Origin of the sequence: Pseudomonas sp. NPDC090203 (assembly GCF_044746765.1) — a bacterium.
Lineage (GTDB): Bacteria > Pseudomonadota > Gammaproteobacteria > Pseudomonadales > Pseudomonadaceae > Aquipseudomonas > Aquipseudomonas putida_AD.
The window spans coordinates 70,333-96,026 of sequence record NZ_JBIVCV010000008.1; the positions used below are offsets into that span (position 1 = coordinate 70,333).

Sequence of the window (25,694 nt, forward strand, 5' to 3'; positions counted from 1 at the left end):
TCCTTGATTCAATCCTGTAAAGCCGAACGAAACCGTGCCCAGTCAAAGCATGGACCCGGATCGGTCTTGCGTCCCGGGGCGATGTCGCTGTGCCCGCAGATGCGCTGGTTGGTGATCGCGGGCCAGGCGGCCTGCAACTGCCGGGTCAGGGCGATCAGCGCATCGTATTGCGCGTCGGTGAACGGCTGGTCATCGGTGCCTTCCAGCTCGATGCCGATGGAGAAATCGTTGCACGTCTCGCGCCCCTCGAACACCGAGATCCCGGCATGCCAGGCACGGTCCAGACAGGAGACGAACTGGGTCAGCTCGCCATCACGTTCGATCAGGAAATGCGCAGAAACCCGTAGCTCGGCGATGCCTTCAAAGTAGGGGTGTTCGGTGACGTCCAGGTGATTCCGGAAAAACTCCTGCACCTTGCCGGTCTTGAACTGCGCGGGCGGCAGGCTGATGTTATGGATCACCAGCAGCGAGATTTCCGCCTCGGGGCGGTCATTGAAATTGGGCGAAGGGCACGGATGCGCTCCGTGACACCAGCCCGTGGCAGGGTCCAATCGCATGGAGGGTCCTTAAGCGTGAATCGACAGCGACCAGTATGCCCGCGATGGAACGAGATGTGGCGGGCAATGGTGATCCGATGTTGCAAACCCGATCCACACGTAGCAGCACGGCTTGCCGGCGGGGGCGCCGGTAAGACCGCCGTCGCGGGCAAGCGCGCTTCTACAGGGGATTGAGGTGTTCATGCGATCCAAGAACAAGTAAACAACCCGTAGCAGCACGGCTTGCCGGCGGGGGCGTACTTGAGATCGCCCCGCGGGCAAGCCCTGCTGCTACAGGGGTTTTAGCCTTTGAGCTTGCGCAGATTGCCCAGCACCGATTCAAGGGCGCGGTCGAACAGCAGCGAATCGTCCAGCACGCGGATAGTGCCGCGACGGAATTCGACGGCCAGGCCCATGCGGGTTTTTTCCAGCACTTTCATGCCCGTGCGGTTGACGAACACGTAGCGCCCGCTCGGCTCGACAATCGCCGCCAGCTTGCAGCGCAGCTTGTGGTCTTCGTCTTCCTGGATCTCGACCCAACTGCCCAGGCGCAGGGTATCGACCTGTTGCAGCCCGGCATCGTCGTCCGGCAAGTTCAGCGAAGGCTCGCGCATCACCTGCTCACCTGGCGCAACCAGCACGATTTCTTCCACCACCGCCATCATCGACGGGCCGTCAGCGGGCTCCTGCGCCGTCTCGGCCTGTGGCGCTCGCGCAACGTTGTTGAACGCCTGCACATGCAGCGCTTCGAGCTGGCTGAAAAACTCGCTGGTGGCAAACGGATCGAACGCCGCGCTGCTCAGACCATCGCGCAGCGACTTGAGCAGGCCCGGCACCAGTTCCAGCAAGCGCTGACGGGCCTCGGGCTCCTCGTGGGGCTCGACGCTCCAGATCAGATCATCCATGGCCTGCAGCCCCGACTTCCACTCGGCCGACTGCTCGCCATGCTTGAGGCAGGTCAGCAGCAGCACCTTGCTCCAGGCCTCCTGCAACAGACGCACCACCACTTCAGGGAGCGTGCGGCCCAACAGGCGATCATTGAGCGCCTGTTGCACCTGCTGACGCGCAAGCTCGGCCAGGGCACGGCCCTCTTCGGCATCGCGGGTGCGTTGCTCCAGCAGCTCACTGCGACGACGCTCATCGCTGGTGAACGCCAGGAAATCCACCAGCAATTCGGTGAAGATCGCCGGATCGTCGACGAAGTCATGCAGCAACCGCTGCACGATCTGATCGATGCGCGAGTACAGCGAATCGCGCTGGCTGTCGTCGCGCCCTCCCCAACCGAGCGCTGCCGAAGCGATCTCGTTGAGCAGGCGCCGCGCAGGGTGGCTGCCACGGCTGAAGAAACTCTTGTCGATCACCGCGACCTTGAGCATCGGAATCTGCAACCGGCCAATCAGCGCGCGCAGGGAAGATGGCAGGTTACGGTCGTCGAGGATGAACTCGAACAGCATCGAGATGAGGTTGATGACATCCTCATCCGTTGCACCGACGGTGCGGAACTTGCCACTGCGCGCGCTCACGCGACCGATGAGTTGCTCGAGCTGCGCACGCAGGTCGAAGTCATCCGGGGTTTCGGCGCGAGGCACGTATTGCTGCAGATGGGACAGCAGGCGCAGCAGGTCCTGACTGGAAATCGGCCGTGCTTCAGTGACGCTGTCCGGGCGCGGCGTGAGGTTGCCGCGCACATGCACCAGCAGCTCCTGCAAGGCGCCGAAGACTTCCTGGACGCTCTTGTCGAGCTTCTCGGCGGCCTGCACCAGCGCAGCGCTGTCGGCGCGCTGGGCTTCGGTTGCGGGCGCTGCGTCTGCCGAACGATCGGTAGAGCGGCGCGACGGCAACACTTTCAGATCCGGCAACACACCGGCGGAAATCAAAAGGTAATTGGCTTCTTCGTAAAGCTGATCGGCATTGCTCAGCGCGTACTTTTCGAAGAGCTTGAGAATGATCAGCTTGACCTTGATCTCGACGCCCAAATTGCGCCCGGCCTGCAAGAAGAAATCACACAGCAGGGTCGGCCCCAGGGGGTTGGTTTCGTCGGTCAGGCTCTGGGGAATCAACTCGTTCAGGCGCGTGGTCAACTGGCCCAGCGCGACACCGTCACGGTTCATGACCTTGGTGACCATGCTGTCCACGGCAACCGTGCGTTCCAGGTCATCGTTGTGGACCAGCGCCAGCTTGTCGAAGGAAACGGGGTCGCTGAGGATCGGCTCGGCGATTTCGTACTGGCCGAGGCGCAGGAAGGATTCGAAGAATTTGTCGAGGAAATTGCGCTCGATACTCTTTCGCTTCAGGCGCAAGTCGCGCATGGCTTCGAAGAAGATGCTCTGCTCGGCGTTGTTGCGCGCCCGGTCCGCCATCTCGAAGAGGGTGTCATCGGCGTTGTCGAAGAGGGTCTGAAGGCTTTCCTTGAGCTGCTGGGCGGCCTTGTCACGCACCTGCAGCAAAACGACGGGCAGCCGAGCGACAGGCGAGGCACCCGAATGATCGGAGCTCGTCTTGCTCAACGGCACCACTTTACTGTCGTTCTGCATCAAGGACTCCATTCATCAACCATCACTTACAACAGCCACTGCTTGCGCCACAACCTGAGACCAGTTGGAGGCAGGCTCCATCTGGACGGATCGCGAGTGTGTAGTCCCTGGGGTATTACGGCATACGTCAAAACTATGACGTCAAGGCTATGACATCAACTGCGGGGCGAATTATCTTTGAAATGCCTTCCGCTCGCCAGCGGTCTCGTGGTCCGGGTCGCAAAAATGCATCGCTGCTACAAGCGTAGGCCCAGACGGAGCGGCACGTGCAGGGATAGACCGCGGAAATCGCGTTCTGTCGCATGAAACGGGAAAAAACCGACAAAATGCAGCACATCCCCTCAAATGGATGTTCCAGCGTGGGTGGGTTGGTACAGACGACTGCCTTATACTCCGGCGACTTAGTAAGTGGAGTCCGATATGCCGAATCTTCGTCTTGCCGCACTGACCGCAGAAATCGAAGCCAACGTACGCCGTGCGTTGCTCGAAGACATCGGCAGTGGTGACATCACCGCGCAACTGATCCCCGCCGAGCGCCTGGCCAAGGCCACCGTGATCTCCCGCGACGCCGCCGTGATCGCCGGCACCGCTTGGGTCGACAGTGTGTTCCGCCAGCTCGATCAGCGCGTGGCCGTGCATTGGCAAGTCGCCGACGGTGACCGTGTCCAGCCCAACCAGCCTCTGTTCCACCTCGAAGGCCCTGCACGCTCCCTGCTCACCGGCGAGCGCAGCGCGCTGAACTTCCTGCAGTTGCTCTCGGGCGTCGCCACTCGCTCGCAGCATTACGCTGACATGGTCGCCGACACCCAGGTCAAGCTCCTGGATACCCGCAAGACCCTTCCCGGCCTTCGCCTGGCGCAGAAATATGCCGTCACCTGCGGCGGCTGCCATAACCACCGAATCGGCCTGTTCGACGCCTTCCTGATCAAGGAAAACCACATCGCAGCCTGCGGCGGCATCGCCCAGGCCATCACCGCAGCCCACAAGATCGCCCCCGGCAAACCGGTGGAAGTGGAAGTCGAAAGCCTGGACGAACTGAAACAGGCCCTGGACGGCGGCGCCGACATCATCATGCTCGACGAGCTGTCCCTGGACGACATGCGCGAAGCCGTGCGCCTCACCGCTGGCCGCGCCAAACTCGAAGCCAGCGGCGGCGTCACCGATGCGACGTTGCGCACCATTGCCGAAACGGGCGTGGACTACATCTCGATCGGGACGCTGACCAAGGATGTGAAGGCGGTGGACCTGTCGATGCGGTTGAGCATCTGACCGGAACGGGTTGAGCCTGAAAACGAAAAACCCGCCGTAGCGGGTTTTTCTTCAATGGGAATGCGCAATCAACTTCCGCCAAACCCGGACAACAACTCGGGGTTGTCGCGCACGATCAACTTGCCGACCATGGACGAGCCGTGCACGTTCAGATGGTTATTATCCCGGTAGAGCAACTGCGCATCCTTGACCATCGTGCAGTCATCGGCATTGCACAGGTACTGGCTCACCGGAATATATTTCACGCGCACATCCCGCTTGGCCACATCGACCAGTTGGGCTTTATAGGCATCGAGTTCCTTGCTGGCCTGCGCGAACGGAATCGAGCAATGACGGGTAGTGGTACCCACCCGGCTCACACAGTCTTGTGGGCCGAAAGGGAATCGAGGGACGTCATCGACCAGGTAAACCTCTTTGCCCAACGACTCCAGATATTCCACCGTTGAATACACTTCGGCTTCGAGAGTCGATCCTGCTGGTATCTCATCGATCCGCTGAATCCAGTGCATGGTGATCAGGACTTTCTTGATCGAGGGGTGATCTTTCACGAAATCAAAGATGTATTTGAATCGTGGATTGCTCAGATAAGGCGGACTCGACTGGATGTAGTAAGCGACCGTGTGCTGGTCCATGGCTTTTGCCAGACCGACAAACAGATGTTCCCCATGACTGTCGCCAATGATCGCGACATCAACATCCTTGTCTGCCCTGGACTGCATGCATCGGGTGTAGATTTCATAAGTCTCCGATTGCGCCCGCACGCCTTCATCCGCACAGGGGTAGAAGTTGGCCTTCATGTAATCGAAGAACCTGGTATGCCCCATGTCCTGGGCCATCGGGCTCACTTGCCGCATATCGAACAGCGTACCCCTGAATACCGAAATCCCCAGCGCTGCCACCATCACCATCATGACCGCCAGCACTGCAGCGTTGGTGTTGGTCCGGGACTTGCGCACCGGGGTTTCCACGACCTTGTAGGTGATCCACGCCAGCGCCACAGACAGCGCCACCGCGCCTGCGCGATACCAGGGCTCGGCGAACTGGCTGGAGACGATGGTCGAGAACGACATGATCGGCCAGTGCCACAGGTACAGCGGAAAGCTGATCAAACCGACCCACACCGCTAGCCTGTTCGAGAGGATTTGCCGGTTGATCCAGGAGTTCCGGCCAGGCCCGATCAACAGCAGCGACGCACCCACGGGCAACAGCGCCCACAGGCCCGGGAAGGATCGGGTCTTGTCGATCAGCACCAGCCCCGCAGCCAGCAACAGCATCCCGCCGACAGCGCTGACCTCCTGGGTCCAGCGCAGACGATGGGCACTCATCGCCTTGCCTGCATGCAGATAGGCAAGGGCGCCGCCCAGCGCAAGCTCCCAGAACCTGGTGAGCGGTGAATAGAACGCGGCCGTCGGATCGGTGCTGACCTTCACGGCACTCGCATAAAGCGACAACGCAATCAGGAGCGCGAAAACCCAGACCGCCACTTTCCTGCACCGAAAGCCCACCCACAGGGCGATCGGCCAGAACAGGTAGAACTGCTCTTCGATCCCCAGGCTCCACAAGTGAAGCAACGGTTTGGATTCAGCGGCGGTATCGAAATATCCAACTTCGCGCCAAAGGGCAATGTTGGAAATGAAACCGGCCCCGGCAAACACATGCTTGCCGAGCGCCTTCAACTCATCGTCGAACAACACATACCAGCCAACGATCAGACAGGCCGCCAGCACCAGCAACAGCGCCGGGAAGATCCGCCGGATCCTTCGCAGGTAGAACTTGAAGATGCTGAAAGTCCCGGACTCGAGTTCCTTGAGCAAGATGCCGGTAATCAAGTAACCCGAAATCACGAAGAAAACGTCAACGCCTATGAAGCCGCCGGGCAGCAATGCGGGAAACGCGTGATAGATGACAACGGAAAGAACGGCAATTGCCCGCAAGCCGTCAATGTCGGCCCGGTATTTCTGATTGGTAAGCATCGCTTGTCTTGCAGATGAGGACGGCAAGGCAGACTGCCAAGCGGGTCGCGGTGAATGAGGGCGCCGAGTGTACCCGCGGCGCGGGCGCAGCGGCAATGAAACAGCAAGGCGTGGGCGGCTTGCAGAACGCGGTGCTAGCGCTGCGGCGGGAGTTACAAAGGTGGCCGGAAACAAAAAGCCCGGTCTTGAGGACAGGGCTTTTAGGTGTTGCTGGTGCCGAAAATAGGAATCGAACCTACGACCTTCGCGTTACGAGTGCGCTGCTCTACCGACTGAGCTATTTCGGCGGTGAGATCACAGAATAACCTGTGAAATCACGACAAGCGAATCAGCAACCGCCTTGACCAGCTTTCAAACCACGAGTGGCGTTGCAAATGGTGCCAGTCATGGTCCACACCATATTCGCGTTCGCAGCGTTGAATGCAGGGGTGTAGGTAAAGGTCAGCGCAGTACCACCAGCATCGGTTGCCGCACTGTTACCAGTCATCACACCTGCGGCAGTAATGGCCAGGCTGTTAGTGTTCGTCGTTGCAACTACAGCAGGAACGCCGTTGCTGCCAGGACCGCAGGCAGTCAGAGCACCCGTTTCAGCCGCACACAGGCTGACGGCCTGCTTGTAGGCTGCCAAGTCGTTCACGGTGGAAGAGGCGCGAGCCCGTGAGGTGTAGTCGCTGTACTGCGGAATCGCAACAGCAGCCAAAATACCGATGATCGCAACCACGATCATCAATTCAATCAACGTAAAACCTTTTTGTGCATTCATCGCTACTACTCCAAGCGTCAAATTAGGTGATGCTCCCACGCTGGTAAAGCATGCGCCGTGCCAAAGAGTCGCCCTAGTTTGCTATAAGGCGCAATCAAGGCCACAGGCTATTGCTGGTCCTCACCTCAAGCACTAACTGACAATTTTTGTCACCTAACACACGTCTATTTGGCAGCCAAGCCTGACTACGCTATAAACGGTCTAATGTCTGTGTCTGGTGGCTGTAATGACTGATGTCGTCCTCACCGGTTTGGCGAAACAACTCGTCATAGCCGAACTCCTCAATGAAAAATCTGCTCAACAGGCCTACCAGCAGGCACGCCGGGACAAGGTTTCGCTGGTCAACTATCTAGTCCAGAACAAACTGGTCAAAAGCCTGACACTGGCCGAGCTTGCGTCGGAACAGTTTGGCCTGCCATTCCTCGACCTGAGCACTCTCGACAAGGAAAGCCAACCCAAGGGGCTGGTCAGCGAGAAGCTGGTACGCCAGCACTCGGCGCTGCCGTTGTGGCGGCGGGGCAACAAGTTGTTCGTCGGCGTATCCGACCCGACCAACCACCAGGCAATCACTGATATCCAGTTCAGCACCGGTCTCAATACCGAAGCGATTCTGGTTGAAGACGACAAACTGACGGCAGCCATCGACAAGTTCTTCGACAGCCATTCGGGTCTGGGCGACATCTCCGATGTTGACCTGGGTCTGGAAATCGAGACCGTCGATGACAGCAAAGAAAGTTCGATTGCAGGTCAGGACGTCGATGACGCACCGGTGGTGCGCTTCGTTAACAAGATGCTGATGGACGCCATCAGGCTGGGCTCTTCGGACCTGCACTTTGAGCCCTACGAGAAGATTTTCCGCGTACGCTTGCGTACCGACGGGATCCTCCACGAAGTGGCCAAACCGCCAACCCAACTGGCGGCCCGTATCGCTGCCCGACTGAAAGTGATGGCTGGGCTCGATATATCCGAGCGCCGCAAACCGCAGGACGGTCGGATCAAACTGCGCATTTCGAAAAGCCGCGCGATCGACTTCCGGGTTAACACATTGCCGACTCTTTGGGGCGAGAAGATCGTGATGCGTATTCTCGACCCTACCAGCGCGCAAATGGGGATTGATGCTCTGGGATACGAACCAGAGCAAAAGGCTCTGTATCTGGATGCATTGAGCAAGCCCCAAGGCATGATCCTTGTGACCGGCCCAACCGGCTCGGGTAAAACCGTTTCTCTTTATACCGGCCTGAATATCCTGAACACCCCGGACATCAACATTTCTACCGCTGAAGATCCGGTCGAGATCAACCTTGAGGGCATTAACCAGGTCAACGTCAACCCGCGTCAGGGAATGGACTTTTCCCAAGCGCTGCGGGCGTTTCTGCGTCAGGACCCGGACGTCATCATGGTCGGTGAGATTCGCGACCTTGAAACAGCTGAAATTGCGATCAAGGCTTCGCAAACCGGCCACATGGTGCTGTCCACCCTTCACACCAACAGCGCAGCGGAAACCCTGACACGCCTGCACCACATGGGCGTTGCGGCGTTCAACATCGCGACGGCGATCAACCTCATCATTGCCCAGCGGCTGGCACGCAAGCTTTGTCCGCACTGCAAAAAAGAGATCGAAATACCGCGGGAAACTTTGATTGCCGAAGGTTTTCCTGAAGAGAAAATCGGCTCGTTCAAGCTGTATTCCCCAGTAGGGTGCGAACAGTGCAATGCGGGTTATAAAGGTCGCGTAGGGATTTACGAAGTGGTGAAAAGCACCCCGGCACTGGAGCGCATCATCATGGAAGAAGGCAACTCCATCGAAATTTCAGAACAGATGCGCAAGGACGGATTCAATGACTTGCGAACGTCTGGTCTGTTGAAGGCCATGCATGGCCTGACGAGCCTCGAGGAAATCAATCGGGTGACCAAGGATTAACCATGGCGACTAAAGCAGTAAAGGTCAGCATTTATACCTGGGAAGGTATAGACCGAAAAGGCGCCAAACAGACGGGCGAGATAAACGGTCATAATCCGGCCCTGGTAAAAGCGCAACTGCGTAAACAAGGGATCAACCCGACTAAAGTCCGCAAGAAAGCGGTCTCGATATTTGGTGCGGGCAAAAAGATCAAACCACTGGATATCGCTTTCTTCAGCCGCCAGATGGCCACGATGATGAAAGCGGGCGTTCCGTTGCTGCAGTCGTTTGACATTATCAGTGAGGGTTCTGACAACCCGAACATGCGCAAGCTTGTGGACGACATCAAGCAGCATGTTGCCGCCGGGCACAGCCTTGCGGCCTCGCTGCGCCAGAAGCCGCAGTATTTCGATGATTTGTTCTGCAACCTCGTAGATGCCGGCGAACAGGCAGGTGCGCTGGAGTCATTGCTGGACCGGGTTGCCACCTACAAAGAAAAAACCGAACGGCTGAAAGCGAAAATCAAGAAGGCCATGACCTACCCGATGGCGGTCATTATCGTGGCGTTCATCGTGACCGGTATTCTGCTTATCAAAGTCGTTCCGCAATTCCAGGCGGTGTTCGGGAGCTTTGGCGCAAAGCTTCCGGCTTTTACACTGATGGTGATCGGCCTTTCTGAACTTCTCCAGAACTACTGGTACTTCGTACTGATCGGTCTGGTGATTGCAATCGTGGCTTTCAGAAGGGCCCATAGGACCTCTGAAAAATTCCGGGACGCGATCGATCGAATGCTTCTGAAAATCCCGATCATCGGCCCGCTGATTTTCAAGTCGTCGGTTGCACGGTACGCCCGCACCCTCTCGACTACGTTTGCCGCTGGCGTGCCACTGGTTGACGCCCTGGACTCCGTTGCCGGCGCCACCGGCAACGTCGTGTTCCGAAACGCCGTGTATAAAGTAAAACAGGACGTCTCAACAGGCATGCAGCTCAATTTCTCCATGCGCAGCACGGGCGTGTTCCCTATGCTCGCGGTGCAAATGACGGCCATCGGCGAGGAGTCGGGCGCCCTTGATTCAATGCTCGACAAGGTCGCGACTTACTACGAAGAAGAAGTCGACACCATGGTCGACAGCCTCACCAGCCTGATGGAACCGATGATCATGGCCGTTCTGGGTGTTGTCGTCGGCGGCCTCGTTATCGCCATGTACCTCCCCATCTTCCAGCTCGGAAACGTCGTCTAGCCATGTCCCTCCCCGAACTCCTGGCCAGCTCTCCGCTGGCCTTTGTTTTATGCACCCTGGTTTTGGGCCTGCTCGTGGGCAGTTTTCTCAACGTGGTGGTTTACCGTCTGCCGACGATGATGCTGCGCGACTGGAAGATCCAGGCGCGTGAAGTGCTGGAGCTGCCCCCAGAACCGCAGGCAGAAACCTTCAACCTGATCCTCCCCCACTCCCGCTGCCCGCACTGTTCGCACAGGATCCGCGCATGGGAAAACCTGCCGGTGGTGAGCTATCTGTTCCTGGGCGGCAAGTGCTCGAGCTGCAAGGCGCCTATCAGCAAGCGTTATCCGCTGGTAGAGCTGGCATGCGGGGTGATGTCGGCGTTCGTGGCCTGGCATTTCGGTTTTGGCTGGCAGGCGGGTGCGGTGCTGGTGTTGAGTTGGGGGTTGCTGTCGATGAGCCTGATCGACGCCGATCATCAGTTGTTGCCCGATGCAATTGTGTTGCCGTTGCTGTGGCTGGGACTGATCGTCAACGCGTTCGGGCTGTTCACGACCCTGACTGACGCGCTGTGGGGCGCGGTGGCGGGTTATCTGGTGCTGTGGGCGGTGTTCTGGGTGTTCAAGCTGCTCACCGGCAAGGACGGCATGGGTTACGGCGACTTCAAGCTGCTGGCCATGCTCGGCGCCTGGGGTGGCTGGCAGATCCTGCCGCTGACGATCATGTTGTCGTCGATTGTCGGGGCGGTGCTGGGGCTGATTCTGCTGCGTGCGCGCAATGTCCAGACCAGCACGCCGATCCCCTTCGGGCCTTATCTGGCCATTGCGGGCTGGATCGCATTGCTCTGGGGTGCTCAAATAACCACTTCTTATTTGCAGATCGCCGGTTTCAGATGACCTCTCACGCAACAGCTCCCTGGATTCTGGGCCTGACGGGCGGCATTGGCAGTGGCAAGAGCGCCGCTGCGCAGTGTTTCGTCGATTTGGGCGTACACCTGGTCGATGCCGACAACGCCGCGCGTTGGGTGGTCGAGCCCGGGCGCCCTGCCCTGGCACGGATCGCCGAGCACTTCGGCGCGGGCGTACTGCAGGCCGATGGCACGCTGAACCGGGCGGCGTTGCGCGAGCTGATCTTCAAGGACCCGCAGCAGCGGGCCTGGCTCGAGGGCTTGCTGCATCCGTTGATTCGCGAAGAGATTCGCGACTACCTGGCCCGCGCCGAATCACCCTATGCGATCCTGGTGTCGCCGCTGTTGCTGGAAACCACTCAGCACCAGATGGTTCAGAGAGTGCTCGTGATCGATGTGCCAGAGGCGTTGCAAATCGAGCGCACGGTACTGCGCGACAAGACCAACGAAGAGCAGGTCCGGGCGATCCTCAAGGCCCAGACCACCCGCGAGCATCGCCTGAGCCAGGCTGACGATGTCATCGTCAATGACCGTGACCCTGCGTGGCTGAAAAGCGAGGTCGAGCGCCTGCATCACTTTTATCTAACTTTGCGTGGAGGCCAATGATGAGCCAACCAATGACCGTCAATTGCCCAACCTGCGGAGCGCCTGTGGAATGGACGCCAGCGAGCAAGTTCCGGCCGTTCTGTTCCGACCGTTGCAAGCTGATCGACCTGGGCGCCTGGGCTGCTGAAGAGCATGCGATTCCAGTCGCGCCGGATGCCGAGGACGAGCTGTTTTCGGGTGAACTGGACCCGCGTCAGCATTGACCGGGCGTGACACCTGATGCGTTGCCGTCAGGTGTCACCGTCATCGACCCAGGGTTCGGACAGATACCGCGAGCGGTTGAAGGTTTCCAGCCACTCTGGGCAGAACACCACCAACGCAGTCACGATTACGCCGTTGATGAACGCCTCGGGGAAGATGATCAGCCACAGGTAGCCGATGAAGTCCCCCAGCCACTCCGGCATGGCGAACAATCCACCCACCCATAGTAAACCCATCGCCAGCAGCAGACAGAGCAGCGCGGTCAGCGCTGCGGCGAAGAATCCGGAACAGAAGATGTAGGTAAACGGACTCTTGGGCTGGGCGCGCTCGACCAACAGGCAGCAGGCTTCGGTCACCATGACCGGAATGCCCACCAACAGCAGGCCGTTGACGCCCATCGACGCCATGTCCTGATGCCCCATCGACAGCATGCCCAACTGGGCCATCAACCCACCGACAATCGCCAGCGGCCAGTTCAGCAACAGGGTCACGGCTGTCATGCCGATGAAGTGATAAGACACGCCGGTGTCGAAGTCGCGGCGCAGCAACCAGAGCAGAAACAGGGCGAACACCGTGCCGAAGAACACGTGCTGGCGACGGGTGTCGGTGATCAATTCGATCCACGGACAACGCCACAGCGCCCAGGCAATGAGGGGAAGGTAGAGCATCCAGCCCAGGATCATGGTTTCGGGGGTGAGAACTTGTGCTCCGATCATGGCGACGACTTCTTTTTATGGGTTCGGATTAAGGGCAGCCTACACCTTTTGAAAAAGCCTGCGTGTCAAACCCGATAACACCGCAAAACCTCGGTTTATTCACCCTCGCAGCTGTAAGCAGATGTGTGTAGTGGCCCAAAGCCTTACTTTGGCCAGTTTCATTTTTGGGTGTGAATCCATAGACTTGGCGCTCATTGTTTCCAGCCAAGAGACATCTATGGATCGCATCGAATGCATGCGCGCGTTCGTCGCCACGGTGGGCGCCAACGGTTTCGCCGCAGCCGCCCGCGCACTGGACGTGCCCCGCTCGAAAGTCAGCAAACAGATCCAGGCGCTGGAAGAAGCCATCGGCGTGCAATTGTTGCAACGTACTACACGCAGCCTGCATCTCACCGAAGCCGGCGCCGAGTACTACGACGCCTGTCGTGATGTCATCGCCTCGCTGGACGAAGCCGAACAGCGCGCCCGCACCGGAATGGGCGAGATCCGCGGCGTGCTGCGCGTCAACGCGCCGATGTCGTTTGGCCTGAGCCGGCTGGGGCCGTTGCTGCCGCGCTTCAACGAATTGCATCCCAATGTCGAGCTGCAGATTGTACTCAGTGACCAGCAGGTCGATCCGGTGAAAGGCGGGTTTGATGTCACCATCCGGATTGCCAGCCTGCCCGACTCTTCCATGGTGGCCCGCTCCCTGGCACCGGCGCCACGGGTGATGGTTGCCTCGCCGGAGTATCTGGCCAGGCACGGCACGCCGCAGTCGCCCAAGGACCTGGCCAGCCATCAGTTCCTCAGCTACGGCTACCTGCAAAGCGGCATCAGCCTGCAACTGTGCAACGGCAAGGAAACCCAGCGCGTGACGGTCAGCGGCCCGCTTCACGCCAACAACGGGGATATCCTCGCGCAAGCGGCAGTGTCGGGGATGGGCATCGCGCTGCTGCCCAACTTCATCGTCGAAAGGGCTGTGGCCGATGGCCGGCTCAAGCCGGTGTTGTGCGAATGGCAGGCGCCGGCGATTTCGGTGAACGCGGTATATCCGTCAGCACGCCGTGTGCCGATGAAAACCCGCGCGTTCATTGATTTTCTGGTCGAGGAATTGGCGTTGGGGTCGGCGGGATTCTGACCCTATCCAGTACCCCACAAATCCCGTAGCAGCATGGCTTGCCAGCGGGAGCGATCTTGAGGACGCCGACGCCGGCAAGCCGTGCTGCTACGGAGCGGTGGGCCAGTACACATTGGGGACATTCAAATCACTCGTAGCAGTCCGGCTTGCCGGCGATTGCGATCTTGAGGGCGCCGACGCCGGCAGGCCGGACTGCTACGGGTCGGTGTTTCACGCGACGGCGCCGACGGGCTCCTGGCCGTTCAATACCGCTGCCAGGCTGGCGAGCACCATGTGGCCCATACGCGTGCGCGTCTGCACGGTTGCGCTGGCGCGGTGGGGTTGCAGGATGACCGTTTCCAGCCCAAACAATGCCTCTGGCACGTGGGGCTCGTCGACGAACACGTCCAGTCCCGCACCGGCAATCGACCCGGACTCAAGAGCTGCGATCAGCTCGGGCTCGTTGACCAGGCTGCCGCGGGCCACGTTGATCAGGTAACCCTCAGTCCCCAACGCCGCGAGCACATTGGCGTTGATGATGCCCTTGGCCTTGTCGGCTGCTGCCGCGACGATCAGCGCGTCGCTTTGACGAGCCAGTTCCACCAGATCGCTGACGAAGGTGTAGGGTACGTCGCTCATTTCGTTGAGGTCGGTGTAGCTGATCGGGCAGCCGAACGCCGCGGCGCGAGTGGCGACTGCGCGCCCTACCCGGCCCAGCCCGACGATGCCCACGCGCATGCCGCTGAACTGCCTTGCCAGTGGCAGCGGCACCAGCGGCGTCGAAGTTCTGGCCCACTCCCCTGAACGCACATAACGGTCGCCCGTGCCCAGGCCGCGGCAGGCCGAGATCAGCAAGCCGATGGCAAGGTCGGCGACGTCTTCGGTGAGCGCGCCGATGGTGGCAGTCACGCGGATGCCACGGTCCCGGGCATAGGCCAGATCGACCGCATCAGTGCCAACGCCGTTGACCGCGATCACTTCCACCTTGGGCAGTTGCTCCATGACAGCACGAGTGATGCCAGTGTGTCCGCCAGTGACCACACCACGAATGTTGGCGCCATGCTCACGCAGGTAGGCAGCTTTGTCGGTCTGCTGGAAGTACGGGCGCACGGTGTACAGCTCGTTCAGGCGCGCGTTGACTTCCGGGATCAGAATGGGGCTCAGTTGCAGGATTTCTGGTTTCATCGATGCCTCGCTCATATCGGTTCAGACAGGTTCAGCCACGGCCCACGAAAGGCATGTTGGTGGCCATCACGGTCATGTTCAGGACGTTGGCCGACAGCGGCAGCGCCGAGATGTAACGCACGGCATCGGCGATGTGCTTGACGTCGATCATAGGCTCGACCGCGGTCGTGCCGTTGGCCTGGCGCACGCCTTTGGTCATGCGCACCGACAGCTCGGTGAGCGCGTTGCCGATGTCGATCTGGCTGCAGGCGATATTGAACTCGCGGCCATCCAGCGCCAGGCTTTTGGTCAGGCCCAGCACGGCGTGTTTGCTGGCGGTATAAGGCGCGGTGAACGGACGAGGCACGTGGGCCGAAATCGAACCGTTGTTGATGATCCGGCCACCCTGAGGCGACTGCTTGCGCATCAGGCCGAAGGCGCCACGGCTGCACAGGAAAACCCCGGTGACGTTGGTGTCGATCACGCTCAGCCACTTTGCCACCGGCAGCTCGTCCATCGGCACCGCAGGGGCATTGACGCCTGCGTTGTTGAACACCACATCGAGCCGGCCGTAGACCTCCTCGATGGTCGCGAACAGGCGGTCGACACTGGCCGGATCGCGAACATCGGTGGACACCGCCAGCGCCTCGCCGCCCTGCTCGCGGGCCAGTGCGACCAGTTCTTCCAGCGGCTCGATGCGACGCCCGGTCACCACCACCTTGTAGCCGTCTTCCAGGAGGCCCAACGCCACGGCACGACCGATACCGCTGCCTGCGCCGGTGACCAGGGCGATTTTCGAGAGAGATTGTTCTGTCATTGTTGTTCTCCTTTTGCCTGTGGGAATGGGTCAGGCAGCGCGACGGCTGCCGACCCGAACTTCGAATGTGCCAATGCCGTCGATACCGCCCTGGATGACATCGCCCTCTTGCAGCGATGCAACGCCAGGCGGCGTGCCGGTCATGACCAGGTCGCCCGCGCGCAGGCCGACCGAATGAGAGAGCTGGCTGACGATCTCCGCCACCGACCAGATCTGGCTTTCAAGGTCCGAACGCTGGCGCTCGACGCCGTTGACGCTGAGCCAGATCGCGCCTTGCCGCGGATGGCCATGGACTTGCACCGAGCGGATTGGGGTGATCGGCGCGGAGCCGTCGAACGCCTTGGCCGGCTCCCACGGATTGCCCACCGCCTTGGCCGCCATCTGCAAATCACGGCGGGTCAGGTCCAGGCCTGCGGCATAGCCCCAGACGTGTTCAAGGGCCTGGGCTTCACTGATCTGAAACCCGTCTTTGCCGATGGCCACCACCAGTTCGATTTCATGGCAGAACTGGTCGGTCTGGGAGGGAAACCCCAGCTCTCCGGTGGCATCGATGACCGAAGTGGCAGGCTTCATGAAAAACGCCGGCACTTCCCGGGCGGCATTCAGCGAATCGCCCCAGTGATAGTTGCGCCCCAGGCAAAACACCCGGGCAACGGGAAAGCGCGCGTCGCTGTCGGCAACCGGCAGGCTGGAAGTGCGCAGGGGTTCGAATACGAAGTTGTTCATGGGTGTTCCTTGGGGGCCCGTTTCATCCAGAGACTACGGGATGCAAACGGGTGAAAGTTGGACAAAACCGTGTTCGCGCTGGACTAAAAAACTCAATGTCGAGGGCAGAAAAAAGGCGCACTCACGTACGCCTTTGCCCAATTCGGCAGAAAGTCACACACACATTCTCAAGACTCAGCGAGCCTTCAATTCAATGCGATAAATGCGCCCCAGCAGCAGTGAATACGACAGCGAACCCATGCACGCCAGACCGCCGATGAACCAGAACGCCCAGGCGAAACCACCGGTTACATGCAGGATCTGACCGATGACGATGGGGGTGACGATGCCGCCAATGTTCGCTGCCAGGCTGGTGACGCCACCGGTCAGGCCGATCAGCTGTTTCGGGGCGATTTCAGACACTGCGGCCCACGAAGCCGAAGCGATGCCTTGCGCGAAGAATGCAATGGTCAACAGCGCGATGCACACCGTGTTGGAGTCGGTGAAGTTCACCAGCATGATCGACATGCCCAGCGCCGAGCCCACCACCAGCGGCAATTTGCGAGCGAAGGACAGCGAAACACCGCGCCGGATCAGCCAGTCGGACACGATACCCGCCAACAACACCCCCACCGTGGCGCCGATGAATGGCAACACCGCGAAGATGCCGACTTTGACCATGGTCAGATGACGCTCTTCGATCAGGTAGGTGGGGAACCACGTCAGGAAGAAATACAGCACCGAGGTATTGGCGAATTTGCCGATGCAGATAGCCCAGACCTGACGATATTGAAACAGCTCGGCGATCTGCGCCCATTTGAATTTGTTCTTGTCCTGGCTGCTTTTGACCAGGCCGCCGCCCGCCTCGATGTATTCGAGTTCCTCCTTGCTGACCTTCTTGCAGTTCAGCGGATCGCGGTACAGGTAAAGCCAGGCGATACCAAACAGGATGCCGACGATACCGGTGCTATAGAACACGTGGCGCCAGTCGTAAGTTGTCGCCAGCCACAGCAACAGGCCAGTAAACAACGCCGTGCCCAGGTACTGGCCGCAGACGTAGATACTGCTGGCCATGCCCCGCTCACGGGCCGGAAACCAGACCGTCACCGCGCGGCTGTTGGCCGGAAATGCAGGCGCTTCCATCGCGCCAACGGCCAGACGAAGACCAAACAGCGAGGCAAAGCCGCCCGCCAGCCCTTGGCACACGGTGACCGCCGACCAGGAAATCAGCGACACACCATAGGTCAGGCGCGATCCGAAGCGGTCGGCGATAAATCCTGCGGGCACCAGGGCGAAGGCGTAGGTCCAGGCGAATGCCGAGAAGATCAAGCCCATCTGGACTTTATCCAGTCCCAGATCCTTGGCCATGAACGGCGCGGCGATGGAGATGTTGACCCGGTCCACGTAGTTGATGATCGTCGCGATCAGCAGCAGCGAGAGCATGAACCAGCGCCGGTGGGTGGTCGGGCGGGCGGGAGCGGCGGCTTTTGGAGCGGCCACGACCGCATCCATCGCCTGAATGTCAGGGTTGCTCGACATGAGAATTCCTCGTTGTTTTTATTGGAATCGAGTGATGAAGCGCCCCTTTAACTTATCGTACGACTGGTTTTAAACAAGACGCCGCTTAGAACGTTTTTAAATTTCAGAGATGGCGGCTTATTGTTTGTCCAAGAAATTTCTGAAGGACAAAGCGCGGCTGAAAGCTTGAAATTTCGCTCGCAAACACCGTGCTAGAGCCGTTTTTAGTGGCTTAGGTGAAAGTGGATTTTTTGGACAGAAAATCCTGACGGTGTCAAAAGAAAGGTTTGAAGGAAGTCATAGGACAACCGACAATGCATCCAGAACAACGAGGAACCGCACGATGGATTCAGCGACCCGCGCGCCCACCTATGGCATGCAGCAACGCAGCGAGCGTCCGGACTTCTATATCCGTGGCAAGACCGAAGGCAAGCCGGAAACCGCGCCCCATCGCCATGAGTATTTTCAGATCCAGATCAACCTGGGCGGCGATACGGTGCAGCACATCGGCGGCGTGGTTCGGCCCTTTCCGCGCAATACGCTGGCGTTCATCCTGCCGCACAAACTGCATCTGATCCCTCATCCGCCGGAAGGCAACTTCCTGCTCATCAACTTTGCCCAGACTTTTCTGCTGCCGCAGTTGCAGTGCGACCCGCTGGATCTGGAAGACGTCGCCATCGCGCTGGCGCCGGAGCTGTCGCCGTTTCGCTTTCAGGAGCATCTGGACTTCACCCTGGACGCCGAGCAATTCGCCGAAATCGAGCGCTTGCTCGACCGCATGCGCAGACTCGATCAGAACCGCCAGTTCGGCACTCGGGAAATCCTCAAGGGTTGCCTGTTGCAATTGATCGGCACGGTCTGCGAACTCTATGCCGAACCGATCAAACTCATGGCCGACGACAATGCCGCCGAGCGCAGCCGGCGTGACGCCCTGGCGCGGATGTCCGAGTACGTGCGCAAGAACCTCAGTGACCCGGATTTGAGCCTGAAGAAAGCTGCTTCTGCGGCGTTTCTCTCACCCAATTACCTGACCCACTGGCTGCGCAAGGAAGTGGGCAAGACCTTCAGCGAATTGGTGCTGGAACGGCGCATGCACTTGGCGCGCACGCTGCTGCTCAACGGCAGCAAGCCTGTGGGAGAAGTCGCGAGATTATGCGGGTTTGCCGATGAGGCCTACTTCTCCAGGCGCTTTCGCCACGCCCACGGCATGCCGCCTGGGCAATTCCGCAAGCAGAGAGATTTGTAGGAGCGCGCTTGCCCGCGATGGCGGTATGTCTGAAACGTCGGTGGTGGCTGATCCACCGCCGTCGCGGGCAAGCGCGCTCCTACAGGTCGGTATTGAATTTAGGTTCCATCTTCACGCCAGAGCGCTAAGCTCTTCCTCATGGATGACTCCGATTACCTGCGTCTGTTGACGATCCAGGCCGAGCAGGCCAACACCTTCCTGTCCAACGCGCGTAAATGGGAGCGCGAGCGCTGGGTGTGCCAGCGTTTGCTGCAGGGCCTGAACATCCCTCACCGCAACGAAGACTTCCTGCCAGCCGGCCAGGAACCCCCGGACGTGTTGTTTCGCGATGCCTGTTTCGAGGTGTTTTTCGTGCTCGATGAGGGTCGCAGGCTCAACGACGAATGGCGCGAAGAGCTGCAGCGTCGGCGCAGTGCGTTTTCCCTGAGCCAACTGGTACGTCGCGAGGCCAAGCCCAAGCGTATTCCGGCCTCGGACCTGTTGCGGCGCCTGGGCCCGACCTTGCGCAAGAAGGCCCACAACTACAAGGAACGCGGCCTGGACCTGAGCGAACTGGACATCATCGCCTTCGCCAGCCTCAAGCGCGAAGTGCTGGACCTGAACAGCCATTTCCCCCCGCCCACCGAGTACCTGCGCCAGGGCTGGCGTTCGCTGTCGCTGGTGGGGCCGACCTTCGCCCGCGTGCTGTTCGCCCACCCCGATGCACCGGATTTTCTGCGGACCAACCTGGGGCGCAGCGTGGTGTTCGATGTGGGCATCAGCCTGTGATGGCGGATTTCCCGTGCGAATGTTACAAAGCGGAATCCGACGCGAAATCTGCTGTATCGAAAAGCCGCAGCAGGGCGTCAACGAATGTAATGCTTTGCACGACGCCAGCGTTTGACGTCGATCAATTGTTCATGACGAGGCTCATATGACAAGCCGCCTGAACCCCGAAGACCAAAAGCGTGTCGAAGAGTACCTTCGCGCGCCCCAGCACCAAGTCGAGCGCCGGCCTTTTAGGCCCTGGCTGCTCCTTGTGATTGTGCTTGCGGTGGTGATCGGGTTGGGCTTGTTGAGCCGCCTGTTGAGCTATCTGACGCTATGAGCTGCCTTGCGCTCGCGCAGATTGCGCCCAAAGAGAATTCCTTAAGCCTTATGAGATATCCCCATGACTCATCGTATCGTGATCGTCGGCGGAGGCGCTGGTGGTCTGGAGCTGGCTACCCGCCTGGGTAAAACCCTGGGCAAGAAAGGCACGGCCAGCGTCACGCTGGTGGACGCCAATCTGACGCACATCTGGAAACCGCTGCTGCACGAAGTGGCCGCAGGTTCGCTCAACTCCTACGAGGACGAGCTGAACTACGTGGCGCAGGCCAAGTGGAACCATTTTCAGTTCCAGTTGGGCCGCATGACGGGGCTGGATCGCGAGCACAAGCAGATTCACCTGGCGGCCACACTGGATGAAAACGGCGACGAACTGGTTCCGGCGCGCAGCCTGGATTACGACTCGCTGGTGATTTCGGTCGGCAGCACCACCAACGATTTCGGCACCAAGGGTGCGGCCGAGCACTGCCTGTTCCTGGACACGCGCAAGCAGGCCGAGCGCTTCCATCAACAACTGCTCAATCGCTACCTGCGCGCCCACGCAAGCGAGCTGGCGGCCACTGAAGAAATCAACGTGGCCATCGTCGGCGCCGGTGCGACCGGGGTCGAGCTCGCCGCCGAGCTGCACAACGCCGCCCACGAACTGGCCGCCTACGGGCTGGGCCAGATCAAGCCCGAGAACCTGCGCATCACTGTGATCGAAGCGGGCCCTCGCGTGTTGCCAGCACTGCCTGAGCGGATTGGCGGGCCGGTGCACAAGACCCTGGAAAAACTGGGGGTCACGGTGCTGACCAACTCGGCGGTCAGCGAAGTGACGGCTGAAGGCCTGGTCACCAACACCGGCCAGTTGATTCCGGCGACGCTGAAAGTGTGGGCGGCGGGCATCCGCGCTCCGGCGTTCCTGGAAGGTATCGCCGGGCTTGAGACCAACCGCATCAATCAGTTGCAGGTGCGCCCGACGCTGCAAACCACCCGCGACGACAACATCTTCGCCTTCGGCGATTGCGCCGCCTGCCCGCAAAAAGGCACCGACCGCAACGTGCCGCCACGGGCCCAGGCCGCGCACCAACAGGCGTCCCTGCTGGTGAAATCGTTGAAGCTGCGGATCGAGGGCGGTGAGTTGCCCGAGTACAGCTACAAGGACTACGGCTCGCTGATTTCGCTGTCGAAGTTCTCGGCGGTGGGTAACCTGATGGGCAACCTGACCGGCAGCGTCATGCTCGAGGGCTGGCTGGCGCGGATGTTCTACGTCTCGCTGTACCGCATGCACCAGATGGCGCTGTACGGCACGTTCCGCACCTTGATGTTGATGCTCGGCAGCCGGATCGGACGCGGCACCGAGCCGCGGATGAAGCTGCACTGATATCGAGGCTTGCTGCTACGGGCCGCTGCAAAAGGCTCTGTAGGAGCGCGCTTGCCCGCGACGGCGTCGGCACAGCCTGCATGGCTGGTGGCTGATCCAACGCTGTCGCGGGCAAGCGCGCTCCTACGGGGTTCCCCTACGGCATTACCCGCCCCTTGCCCAGATGCTTGGCCTTGTACATCCACCGGTCGGCCTCGCGCATCAGTTCGTCCTGCTCCTTGCCGGAGCCCGGTTCGTACATCGCAAACCCCACGCTGGCATTGCTGCGGATCACGTCGCCCTTGATGATGATCGGCTCGCCAATGGCCGCCAGCAGTTTCTTCGCGACTTCCCGCGCTTCATCCGCACCCGGCACGATCCCTTCGAGAATCACGATGAACTCGTCTCCCGCCAGACGCACCAGGCTGTCGGTCCGTCGCACGCAGCTTTGCAGGCGCACGGCGATGGTGCGCAGCAAGTCATCCCCCGCATCGTGGCCGTAGGTGTCGTTGATCCCTTTGAAACCATCCAGATCGATGAACATCAGCGCCATTTGCAGCATCGAGCGGTCGGCACGGGCCTGGGCGATCGGCAGCAGCGCCTCCAGCGCACGGCGGTTGTACAGCCCGGTGAGCGCATCATGCCGGGCTTCCTGCTCAAGCTCCTTGCGCGCCTGAATGTTCTGGATGATGGAGATGAAGTATTCCAGATCCCCTTCGCCTGACAGCTTCTTGGTCACGCTCAGGTTGACCCACACCGAATTGCCGTCCTTGCGCAGGTAGCGCTTTTCCATCTGGTAGTGATCGATCTTGCTGTCGATCAACTGCTGCAGATGCTCCATGTCGGTGTTCAGGTCATCGGGGTGGGTGATGTCCTGAAAGGTCAGCAGTTCAAGCTCCGCTGCGCTGTAGCCGATGATCTCGCACAGCGCGCGGTTGACGTTGATCCAGCCACCATCGGGCGCGACCAGGGCGATGCCCACCGACGCCAGTTCGAACATCGAGCGATAGCCGGCCTCACTGGCGCGGAACAGCGCCTCGGAGCGGTTGCGCTGCCTGCGCGCCAGCATCAGGTTTTCCCGCAGTTGCACCTCGCGGCTGACGATGTCGGCCAGGTCACGCAGGGTGTCGATTTCTTCCTGGGTCAGTTGCCGGGGCCGCTCGTCGATGGCGCACAGGGTGCCCACGGCAAAACCCTTGCTGGTGCGGATCGGCACGCCGGCGTAGAAGCGGATGTGCGGCGCGCCGGTCACCAGTTGGTTATCGCGAAAACGGTCGTCTTCGGCGGCGTCCGGTATCACCAACGGGGAGGTTTGCAGGATGGCGTGGGCGCAGAAGGCCATTTCCCGAGGCGTCTCGCTGGCCTCCAGCCCTTCGCGGGATTTGAACCACTGGCGGTCTTCATCCACCAGCGAAACCAGGGCAATGGGCACGTCGAGCACACGGGCGACCAGGCGGGTGATGCGGTCCAGCGAGGCCTCCGCTGGCGTGTCGAGGATTTCAAGATTGCGAAGCGCTTCGAGGCGCTCTGTTTCGTATGGAGGAGTGGGCGCTTTCATATATCGATGGGCCGGTCCTGAAAAGACTGACTGGAGTCTATACCGGGTGCCGGCAATGCGCACGGATCCGAGGCCCGCGCCCCGAAGGGTGCACTCGGTTACTTCCTGTCATAAAAACGTTCTGTTTACTGTGATCCCATTGAGACATCACACCCGAATCGTTCGATCACAGGAAAACATTCATGTTTCAACGCTCCCGCTTGATGCTGGCTACCGGCCTTGGCATTGCACTGAACCTCTCTCTGATGAACGGCGCCAGCGCGGCACAGGAAGTGACCGGCGCGGGCTCCACCTTCATCTATCCGGTGCTCTACAAGTGGGCCACTGACTACGACCAGAAGACCGGCGTCAAAGTGAACTATCAGAGCATCGGTTCAGGTGCTGGCGTGGCTCAGATCAAGGAAGGCGCAGTGGACTTCGGCGCCACCGACATGCCACTGCGCTCGGCCGATCTGCAGACGCTGGGCCTGCAACAATTCCCGTCGGTGATTGGCGGTGTGGTGCCGGTGATCAACGTAGCGTCGATCAAACCCGGCAGCCTCAAGTTCAGCGGCCCGGTGCTGGCCGACATCTACCTGGGCAAGATCACCCAGTGGAACGACCCTGCCCTGGCGGCGCTGAACCCGGAGATGAAGCTGCCTGCCGACAAGATCAACGTCGTGTACCGCTCGGATGATTCGGGCACCACGTTCAACTGGGCGAGCTACCTGTCCAAGGTCAGCAACGACTGGAAGAGCAAGGTGGGCTCGGGCACTTCGGTGAAGTGGCCGGTGGGCATCGGCAGCAAAGGCAGTGAGGGCGTGGCGTCCTACGTGAAGAAGATGCCGAACTCCATTGGCTACGTCGAATACGCCTACATCAAACAGCAGGGCCTGAACTTCGGCCTGTTGCAGAACGCCGCCGGGCATTTCGTTGCACCAAGCACTGAAAGCTTCCAGGCCGCTGCCGCCACGGCCGACTGGAAAAGCGCCAAGGATTTCGACCTGTCGATGCTCAACGCGCCGGGCGACAACGCCTACCCCATCACCGCCGCGACGTTCATCGTCATGTACAAGCAGCCCAAGAACGCCGATCGTCAGAAAACCGTACAGGACTTTTTCCGCTGGACTTTGGAAAGCGGTCAGGATCACGCACGGGCGCTGGACTTCGCACCTATCCCCGGTGACCTGAAGAACCAGATCGAAGCCTACTGGGGCGACGCCCCCAAGGCGCAATAAACCGCAGATTGACCAGGTGAGCGCAGAAACCCTGCGCTCACCGCCCTGACAATCGGTCGAGCAACGCGCTCTTCTCTTCCAGCACTGCGGACTTCCTGGCGATTTCCGCGCGTGCCTGCTCGATGCGCGAGCGCCCTGCCTCCACCGCAGCCTCGTGGGAATCAAACAGGCTGTCCGGTGCGTACCATTTGCCCTTGATGGAGCGGTCGTTCTGGCCGTCCGCCGTAGGGCCGACCAATTCGACTTCAAGCACGACGAAGCTGCGGGTCAACACCCAAGCGGTGTAGGGATAGCTGCGGATGTTTCTGCTGTGCCTCATGGTGGTGTCTCATTGATGAGGTTTTCTGCGTGATAGACGCCTCGCAAGCAGGCGAAGCCGTCGAATGGCTGCCAATGATACCTAGCGCTGTATATATTTTCATATAGCGAAAAGCAGCAGAATGCCAGGCAGTGCCGCCATCAACGGCGCAAAGGCTAACGGGTGCGGGGATTGAAAAGCCGGAAACGAAAAAAGGCGCCCCGAAGGACGCCTTTTTTGTTGGCTCAGCGCGAGTGGCGCTGTGACCTTGTTTTCTACCCGGATACAGCCTGGGCGAAAATGGTCGGGGTAAGGGGATTCGAACTCCTGACATCCTGCTCCCAAAGCAGGCGCGCTACCGGACTGCGCTATACCCCGGTGTTACAAAAATACGCCCCTTGGGGCGTATTTCAAGCGGGTGACGCAACTGACGTCACTCCCTAAGATTCAACCCGATGAAGCCAGGCCAAAAATGGTGGGTCGTGTAGGATTCGAACCTACGACCAATTGGTTAAAAGCCAACTGCTCTACCAACTGAGCTAACGACCCAAAAAATGGTCGGGGTAAGGGGATTCGAACTCCTGACATCCTGCTCCCAAAGCAGGCGCGCTACCGGACTGCGCTATACCCCGACGGTACTACTTCTGGAAATTGGCTCCGTGACCAGGACTCGAACCTGGGACCCAATGATTAACAGTCATTTGCTCTACCGACTGAGCTATCACGGAACTATTCAATTTCAGATGCAGCGTTTGACGCGCTTCGATACAACAAATTCAGTACTTCTTTGCGAAACGAATCCCGCACCTACTGCCCTGAATCTACTGCATTTTCAGCCTCTTCGACCTGTCTGCATCGCTGCGTTCACGTCTCTGAGGCGCGCTATTCTACATTCCCAGAAACAGGTGTCAACCCTCTAAATTGCTTTTAATCCAATGATTTGCAACTTTTTTTCGAGAAGGCCTCCTGGCCGCAAAAAACAGGTCCGAGACAAGCGCAGATCTTGTCCGTAGCAGCACGGC

At 59.8% G+C, this 25,694-nt stretch carries 23 protein-coding genes and 5 tRNA genes; 12 read left to right on the forward strand and 16 right to left on the reverse strand.

Annotated features, from left to right (window positions below; genetic code table 11):
• Positions 1-8: 8 nt before the first annotated feature.
• On the reverse strand, positions 9-557 hold the full coding sequence (gene ampD / locus ACIPO9_RS15455; RefSeq protein WP_400781872.1) for a 1,6-anhydro-N-acetylmuramyl-L-alanine amidase AmpD: 549 nt from the start codon (positions 555-557) through the stop codon (positions 9-11).
• 281 nt (positions 558-838) lie between these two features.
• Complete coding sequence (locus ACIPO9_RS15460) at positions 839-3,070, reverse strand: DUF1631 domain-containing protein (RefSeq protein ID WP_274133623.1); 2,232 nt, start codon at positions 3,068-3,070, stop codon at positions 839-841.
• A 420-nt stretch (positions 3,071-3,490) separates the two neighbouring features.
• Here ACIPO9_RS15460 and nadC point away from each other — a divergent pair, with 420 nt between their 5' ends.
• On the forward strand, positions 3,491-4,339 hold the full coding sequence (nadC, locus tag ACIPO9_RS15465; protein ID WP_400781874.1) for a carboxylating nicotinate-nucleotide diphosphorylase: 849 nt from the start codon (positions 3,491-3,493) through the stop codon (positions 4,337-4,339).
• Positions 4,340-4,407: 68 nt separating this feature from the next.
• Here the strand turns inward: nadC and ACIPO9_RS15470 are convergent, their stop codons facing one another.
• The 3 genes from ACIPO9_RS15470 to ACIPO9_RS15480 all read right to left on the reverse strand — a co-directional run bounded on the left by ACIPO9_RS15470 (position 4,408) and on the right by ACIPO9_RS15480 (position 7,075).
• Positions 4,408-6,486, reverse strand: a complete 2,079-nt coding sequence (locus ACIPO9_RS15470) for an acyltransferase family protein (RefSeq protein WP_400781876.1) — start codon at positions 6,484-6,486, stop codon at positions 4,408-4,410.
• 37 nt (positions 6,487-6,523) lie between these two features.
• A tRNA-Thr gene (locus ACIPO9_RS15475) sits at positions 6,524-6,599 on the reverse strand.
• A 41-nt stretch (positions 6,600-6,640) separates the two neighbouring features.
• Positions 6,641-7,075 carry a prepilin-type N-terminal cleavage/methylation domain-containing protein gene (locus tag ACIPO9_RS15480; protein ID WP_400781878.1) on the reverse strand — a complete coding sequence of 145 codons (435 nt, stop codon included), beginning with the start codon at positions 7,073-7,075 and terminating at the stop codon, positions 6,641-6,643.
• A gap of 226 nt (positions 7,076-7,301) precedes the next feature.
• Between ACIPO9_RS15480 and pilB the strand changes: the two genes are divergently transcribed.
• From pilB to yacG, 5 genes are read left to right on the forward strand one after another with little or no spacing between them, the layout of a single operon-like run.
• Complete coding sequence (gene pilB, locus ACIPO9_RS15485) at positions 7,302-8,996, forward strand: type IV-A pilus assembly ATPase PilB (RefSeq protein WP_400781880.1); 1,695 nt, start codon at positions 7,302-7,304, stop codon at positions 8,994-8,996.
• A 2-nt stretch (positions 8,997-8,998) separates the two neighbouring features.
• Entirely contained in the window at positions 8,999-10,216 is a 1,218-nt protein-coding gene (locus tag ACIPO9_RS15490) for a type II secretion system F family protein (RefSeq protein WP_400781882.1), read from the forward strand.
• A 2-nt stretch (positions 10,217-10,218) separates the two neighbouring features.
• On the forward strand, positions 10,219-11,091 hold the full coding sequence (locus tag ACIPO9_RS15495) for a prepilin peptidase (protein ID WP_400781884.1): 873 nt from the start codon (positions 10,219-10,221) through the stop codon (positions 11,089-11,091).
• Complete coding sequence (gene coaE, locus ACIPO9_RS15500) at positions 11,088-11,708, forward strand: dephospho-CoA kinase (protein WP_400781886.1); 621 nt, start codon at positions 11,088-11,090, stop codon at positions 11,706-11,708. Before ACIPO9_RS15495 ends, coaE begins: the two co-directional genes overlap by 4 nt.
• The gene (gene yacG / locus ACIPO9_RS15505) at positions 11,708-11,911 is read left to right on the forward strand and encodes a DNA gyrase inhibitor YacG (protein ID WP_274133633.1); all 204 of its coding nucleotides are present in this window, start codon (positions 11,708-11,710) and stop codon (positions 11,909-11,911) included. The genes coaE and yacG overlap by 1 nt, the downstream gene beginning before the upstream one ends.
• A gap of 27 nt (positions 11,912-11,938) precedes the next feature.
• Here yacG and ACIPO9_RS15510 read toward each other — a convergent pair whose 3' ends face one another.
• Positions 11,939-12,625: an energy-coupling factor ABC transporter permease gene (locus ACIPO9_RS15510; protein WP_400605317.1), complete on the reverse strand. Its 687-nt coding sequence runs from the start codon at positions 12,623-12,625 to the stop codon at positions 11,939-11,941.
• A gap of 217 nt (positions 12,626-12,842) precedes the next feature.
• Here ACIPO9_RS15510 and ACIPO9_RS15515 point away from each other — a divergent pair, with 217 nt between their 5' ends.
• Positions 12,843-13,742, forward strand: coding sequence for a LysR family transcriptional regulator (locus ACIPO9_RS15515; protein ID WP_274133635.1), 900 nt, complete (start codon positions 12,843-12,845; stop codon positions 13,740-13,742).
• A 210-nt stretch (positions 13,743-13,952) separates the two neighbouring features.
• Here the strand turns inward: ACIPO9_RS15515 and ACIPO9_RS15520 are convergent, their stop codons facing one another.
• The 4 genes from ACIPO9_RS15520 to ACIPO9_RS15535 form a co-directional block, all read right to left on the reverse strand.
• Complete coding sequence (locus ACIPO9_RS15520) at positions 13,953-14,906, reverse strand: 2-hydroxyacid dehydrogenase (protein ID WP_400781888.1); 954 nt, start codon at positions 14,904-14,906, stop codon at positions 13,953-13,955.
• A 31-nt stretch (positions 14,907-14,937) separates the two neighbouring features.
• Complete coding sequence (locus tag ACIPO9_RS15525; protein WP_400781890.1) at positions 14,938-15,702, reverse strand: SDR family oxidoreductase; 765 nt, start codon at positions 15,700-15,702, stop codon at positions 14,938-14,940.
• A 30-nt stretch (positions 15,703-15,732) separates the two neighbouring features.
• Positions 15,733-16,428, reverse strand: coding sequence for a fumarylacetoacetate hydrolase family protein (locus tag ACIPO9_RS15530; RefSeq protein ID WP_274133638.1), 696 nt, complete (start codon positions 16,426-16,428; stop codon positions 15,733-15,735).
• Positions 16,429-16,602: 174 nt separating this feature from the next.
• Positions 16,603-17,946: an MFS transporter gene (locus ACIPO9_RS15535; protein ID WP_400781893.1), complete on the reverse strand. Its 1,344-nt coding sequence runs from the start codon at positions 17,944-17,946 to the stop codon at positions 16,603-16,605.
• Positions 17,947-18,268: 322 nt separating this feature from the next.
• On the opposite strand from ACIPO9_RS15535, the gene ACIPO9_RS15540 reads away from it, so the two are divergent.
• The 4 genes from ACIPO9_RS15540 (at position 18,269) to ACIPO9_RS15555 (ending at position 21,620) form a co-directional block, all read left to right on the forward strand.
• Positions 18,269-19,171, forward strand: a complete 903-nt coding sequence (locus ACIPO9_RS15540) for a helix-turn-helix transcriptional regulator (RefSeq protein WP_400606317.1) — start codon at positions 18,269-18,271, stop codon at positions 19,169-19,171.
• A gap of 138 nt (positions 19,172-19,309) precedes the next feature.
• Positions 19,310-19,939, forward strand: coding sequence for a DUF1780 domain-containing protein (locus tag ACIPO9_RS15545; protein WP_274133640.1), 630 nt, complete (start codon positions 19,310-19,312; stop codon positions 19,937-19,939).
• A gap of 145 nt (positions 19,940-20,084) precedes the next feature.
• The gene (locus ACIPO9_RS15550) at positions 20,085-20,258 is read left to right on the forward strand and encodes a DUF3094 family protein (protein ID WP_400605324.1); all 174 of its coding nucleotides are present in this window, start codon (positions 20,085-20,087) and stop codon (positions 20,256-20,258) included.
• A gap of 63 nt (positions 20,259-20,321) precedes the next feature.
• Positions 20,322-21,620 carry an NAD(P)/FAD-dependent oxidoreductase gene (locus ACIPO9_RS15555; protein WP_274133641.1) on the forward strand — a complete coding sequence of 433 codons (1,299 nt, stop codon included), beginning with the start codon at positions 20,322-20,324 and terminating at the stop codon, positions 21,618-21,620.
• 136 nt (positions 21,621-21,756) lie between these two features.
• On the opposite strand, the gene ACIPO9_RS15560 is transcribed toward ACIPO9_RS15555, so the two are convergent.
• Positions 21,757-23,157 carry a diguanylate cyclase domain-containing protein gene (locus tag ACIPO9_RS15560; protein ID WP_274133642.1) on the reverse strand — a complete coding sequence of 467 codons (1,401 nt, stop codon included), beginning with the start codon at positions 23,155-23,157 and terminating at the stop codon, positions 21,757-21,759.
• A 182-nt stretch (positions 23,158-23,339) separates the two neighbouring features.
• On the opposite strand from ACIPO9_RS15560, the gene pstS reads away from it, so the two are divergent.
• Entirely contained in the window at positions 23,340-24,374 is a 1,035-nt protein-coding gene (gene pstS / locus ACIPO9_RS15565; RefSeq protein ID WP_400781895.1) for a phosphate ABC transporter substrate-binding protein PstS, read from the forward strand.
• A gap of 37 nt (positions 24,375-24,411) precedes the next feature.
• Here pstS and ACIPO9_RS15570 read toward each other — a convergent pair whose 3' ends face one another.
• The 5 genes from ACIPO9_RS15570 to ACIPO9_RS15590 form a co-directional block, all read right to left on the reverse strand.
• A complete protein-coding gene (locus ACIPO9_RS15570) occupies positions 24,412-24,693 on the reverse strand; it encodes a hypothetical protein (RefSeq protein ID WP_274133643.1) in 282 nt (93 codons plus the stop codon).
• 280 nt (positions 24,694-24,973) lie between these two features.
• Positions 24,974-25,050: transfer RNA gene (locus ACIPO9_RS15575), tRNA-Pro, on the reverse strand.
• Positions 25,051-25,145: 95 nt separating this feature from the next.
• Positions 25,146-25,221: transfer RNA gene (locus tag ACIPO9_RS15580), tRNA-Lys, on the reverse strand.
• Positions 25,222-25,227: 6 nt separating this feature from the next.
• A tRNA-Pro gene (locus ACIPO9_RS15585) sits at positions 25,228-25,304 on the reverse strand.
• A 20-nt stretch (positions 25,305-25,324) separates the two neighbouring features.
• Positions 25,325-25,400: transfer RNA gene (locus ACIPO9_RS15590), tRNA-Asn, on the reverse strand.
• Positions 25,401-25,694 lie beyond the last annotated feature (294 nt).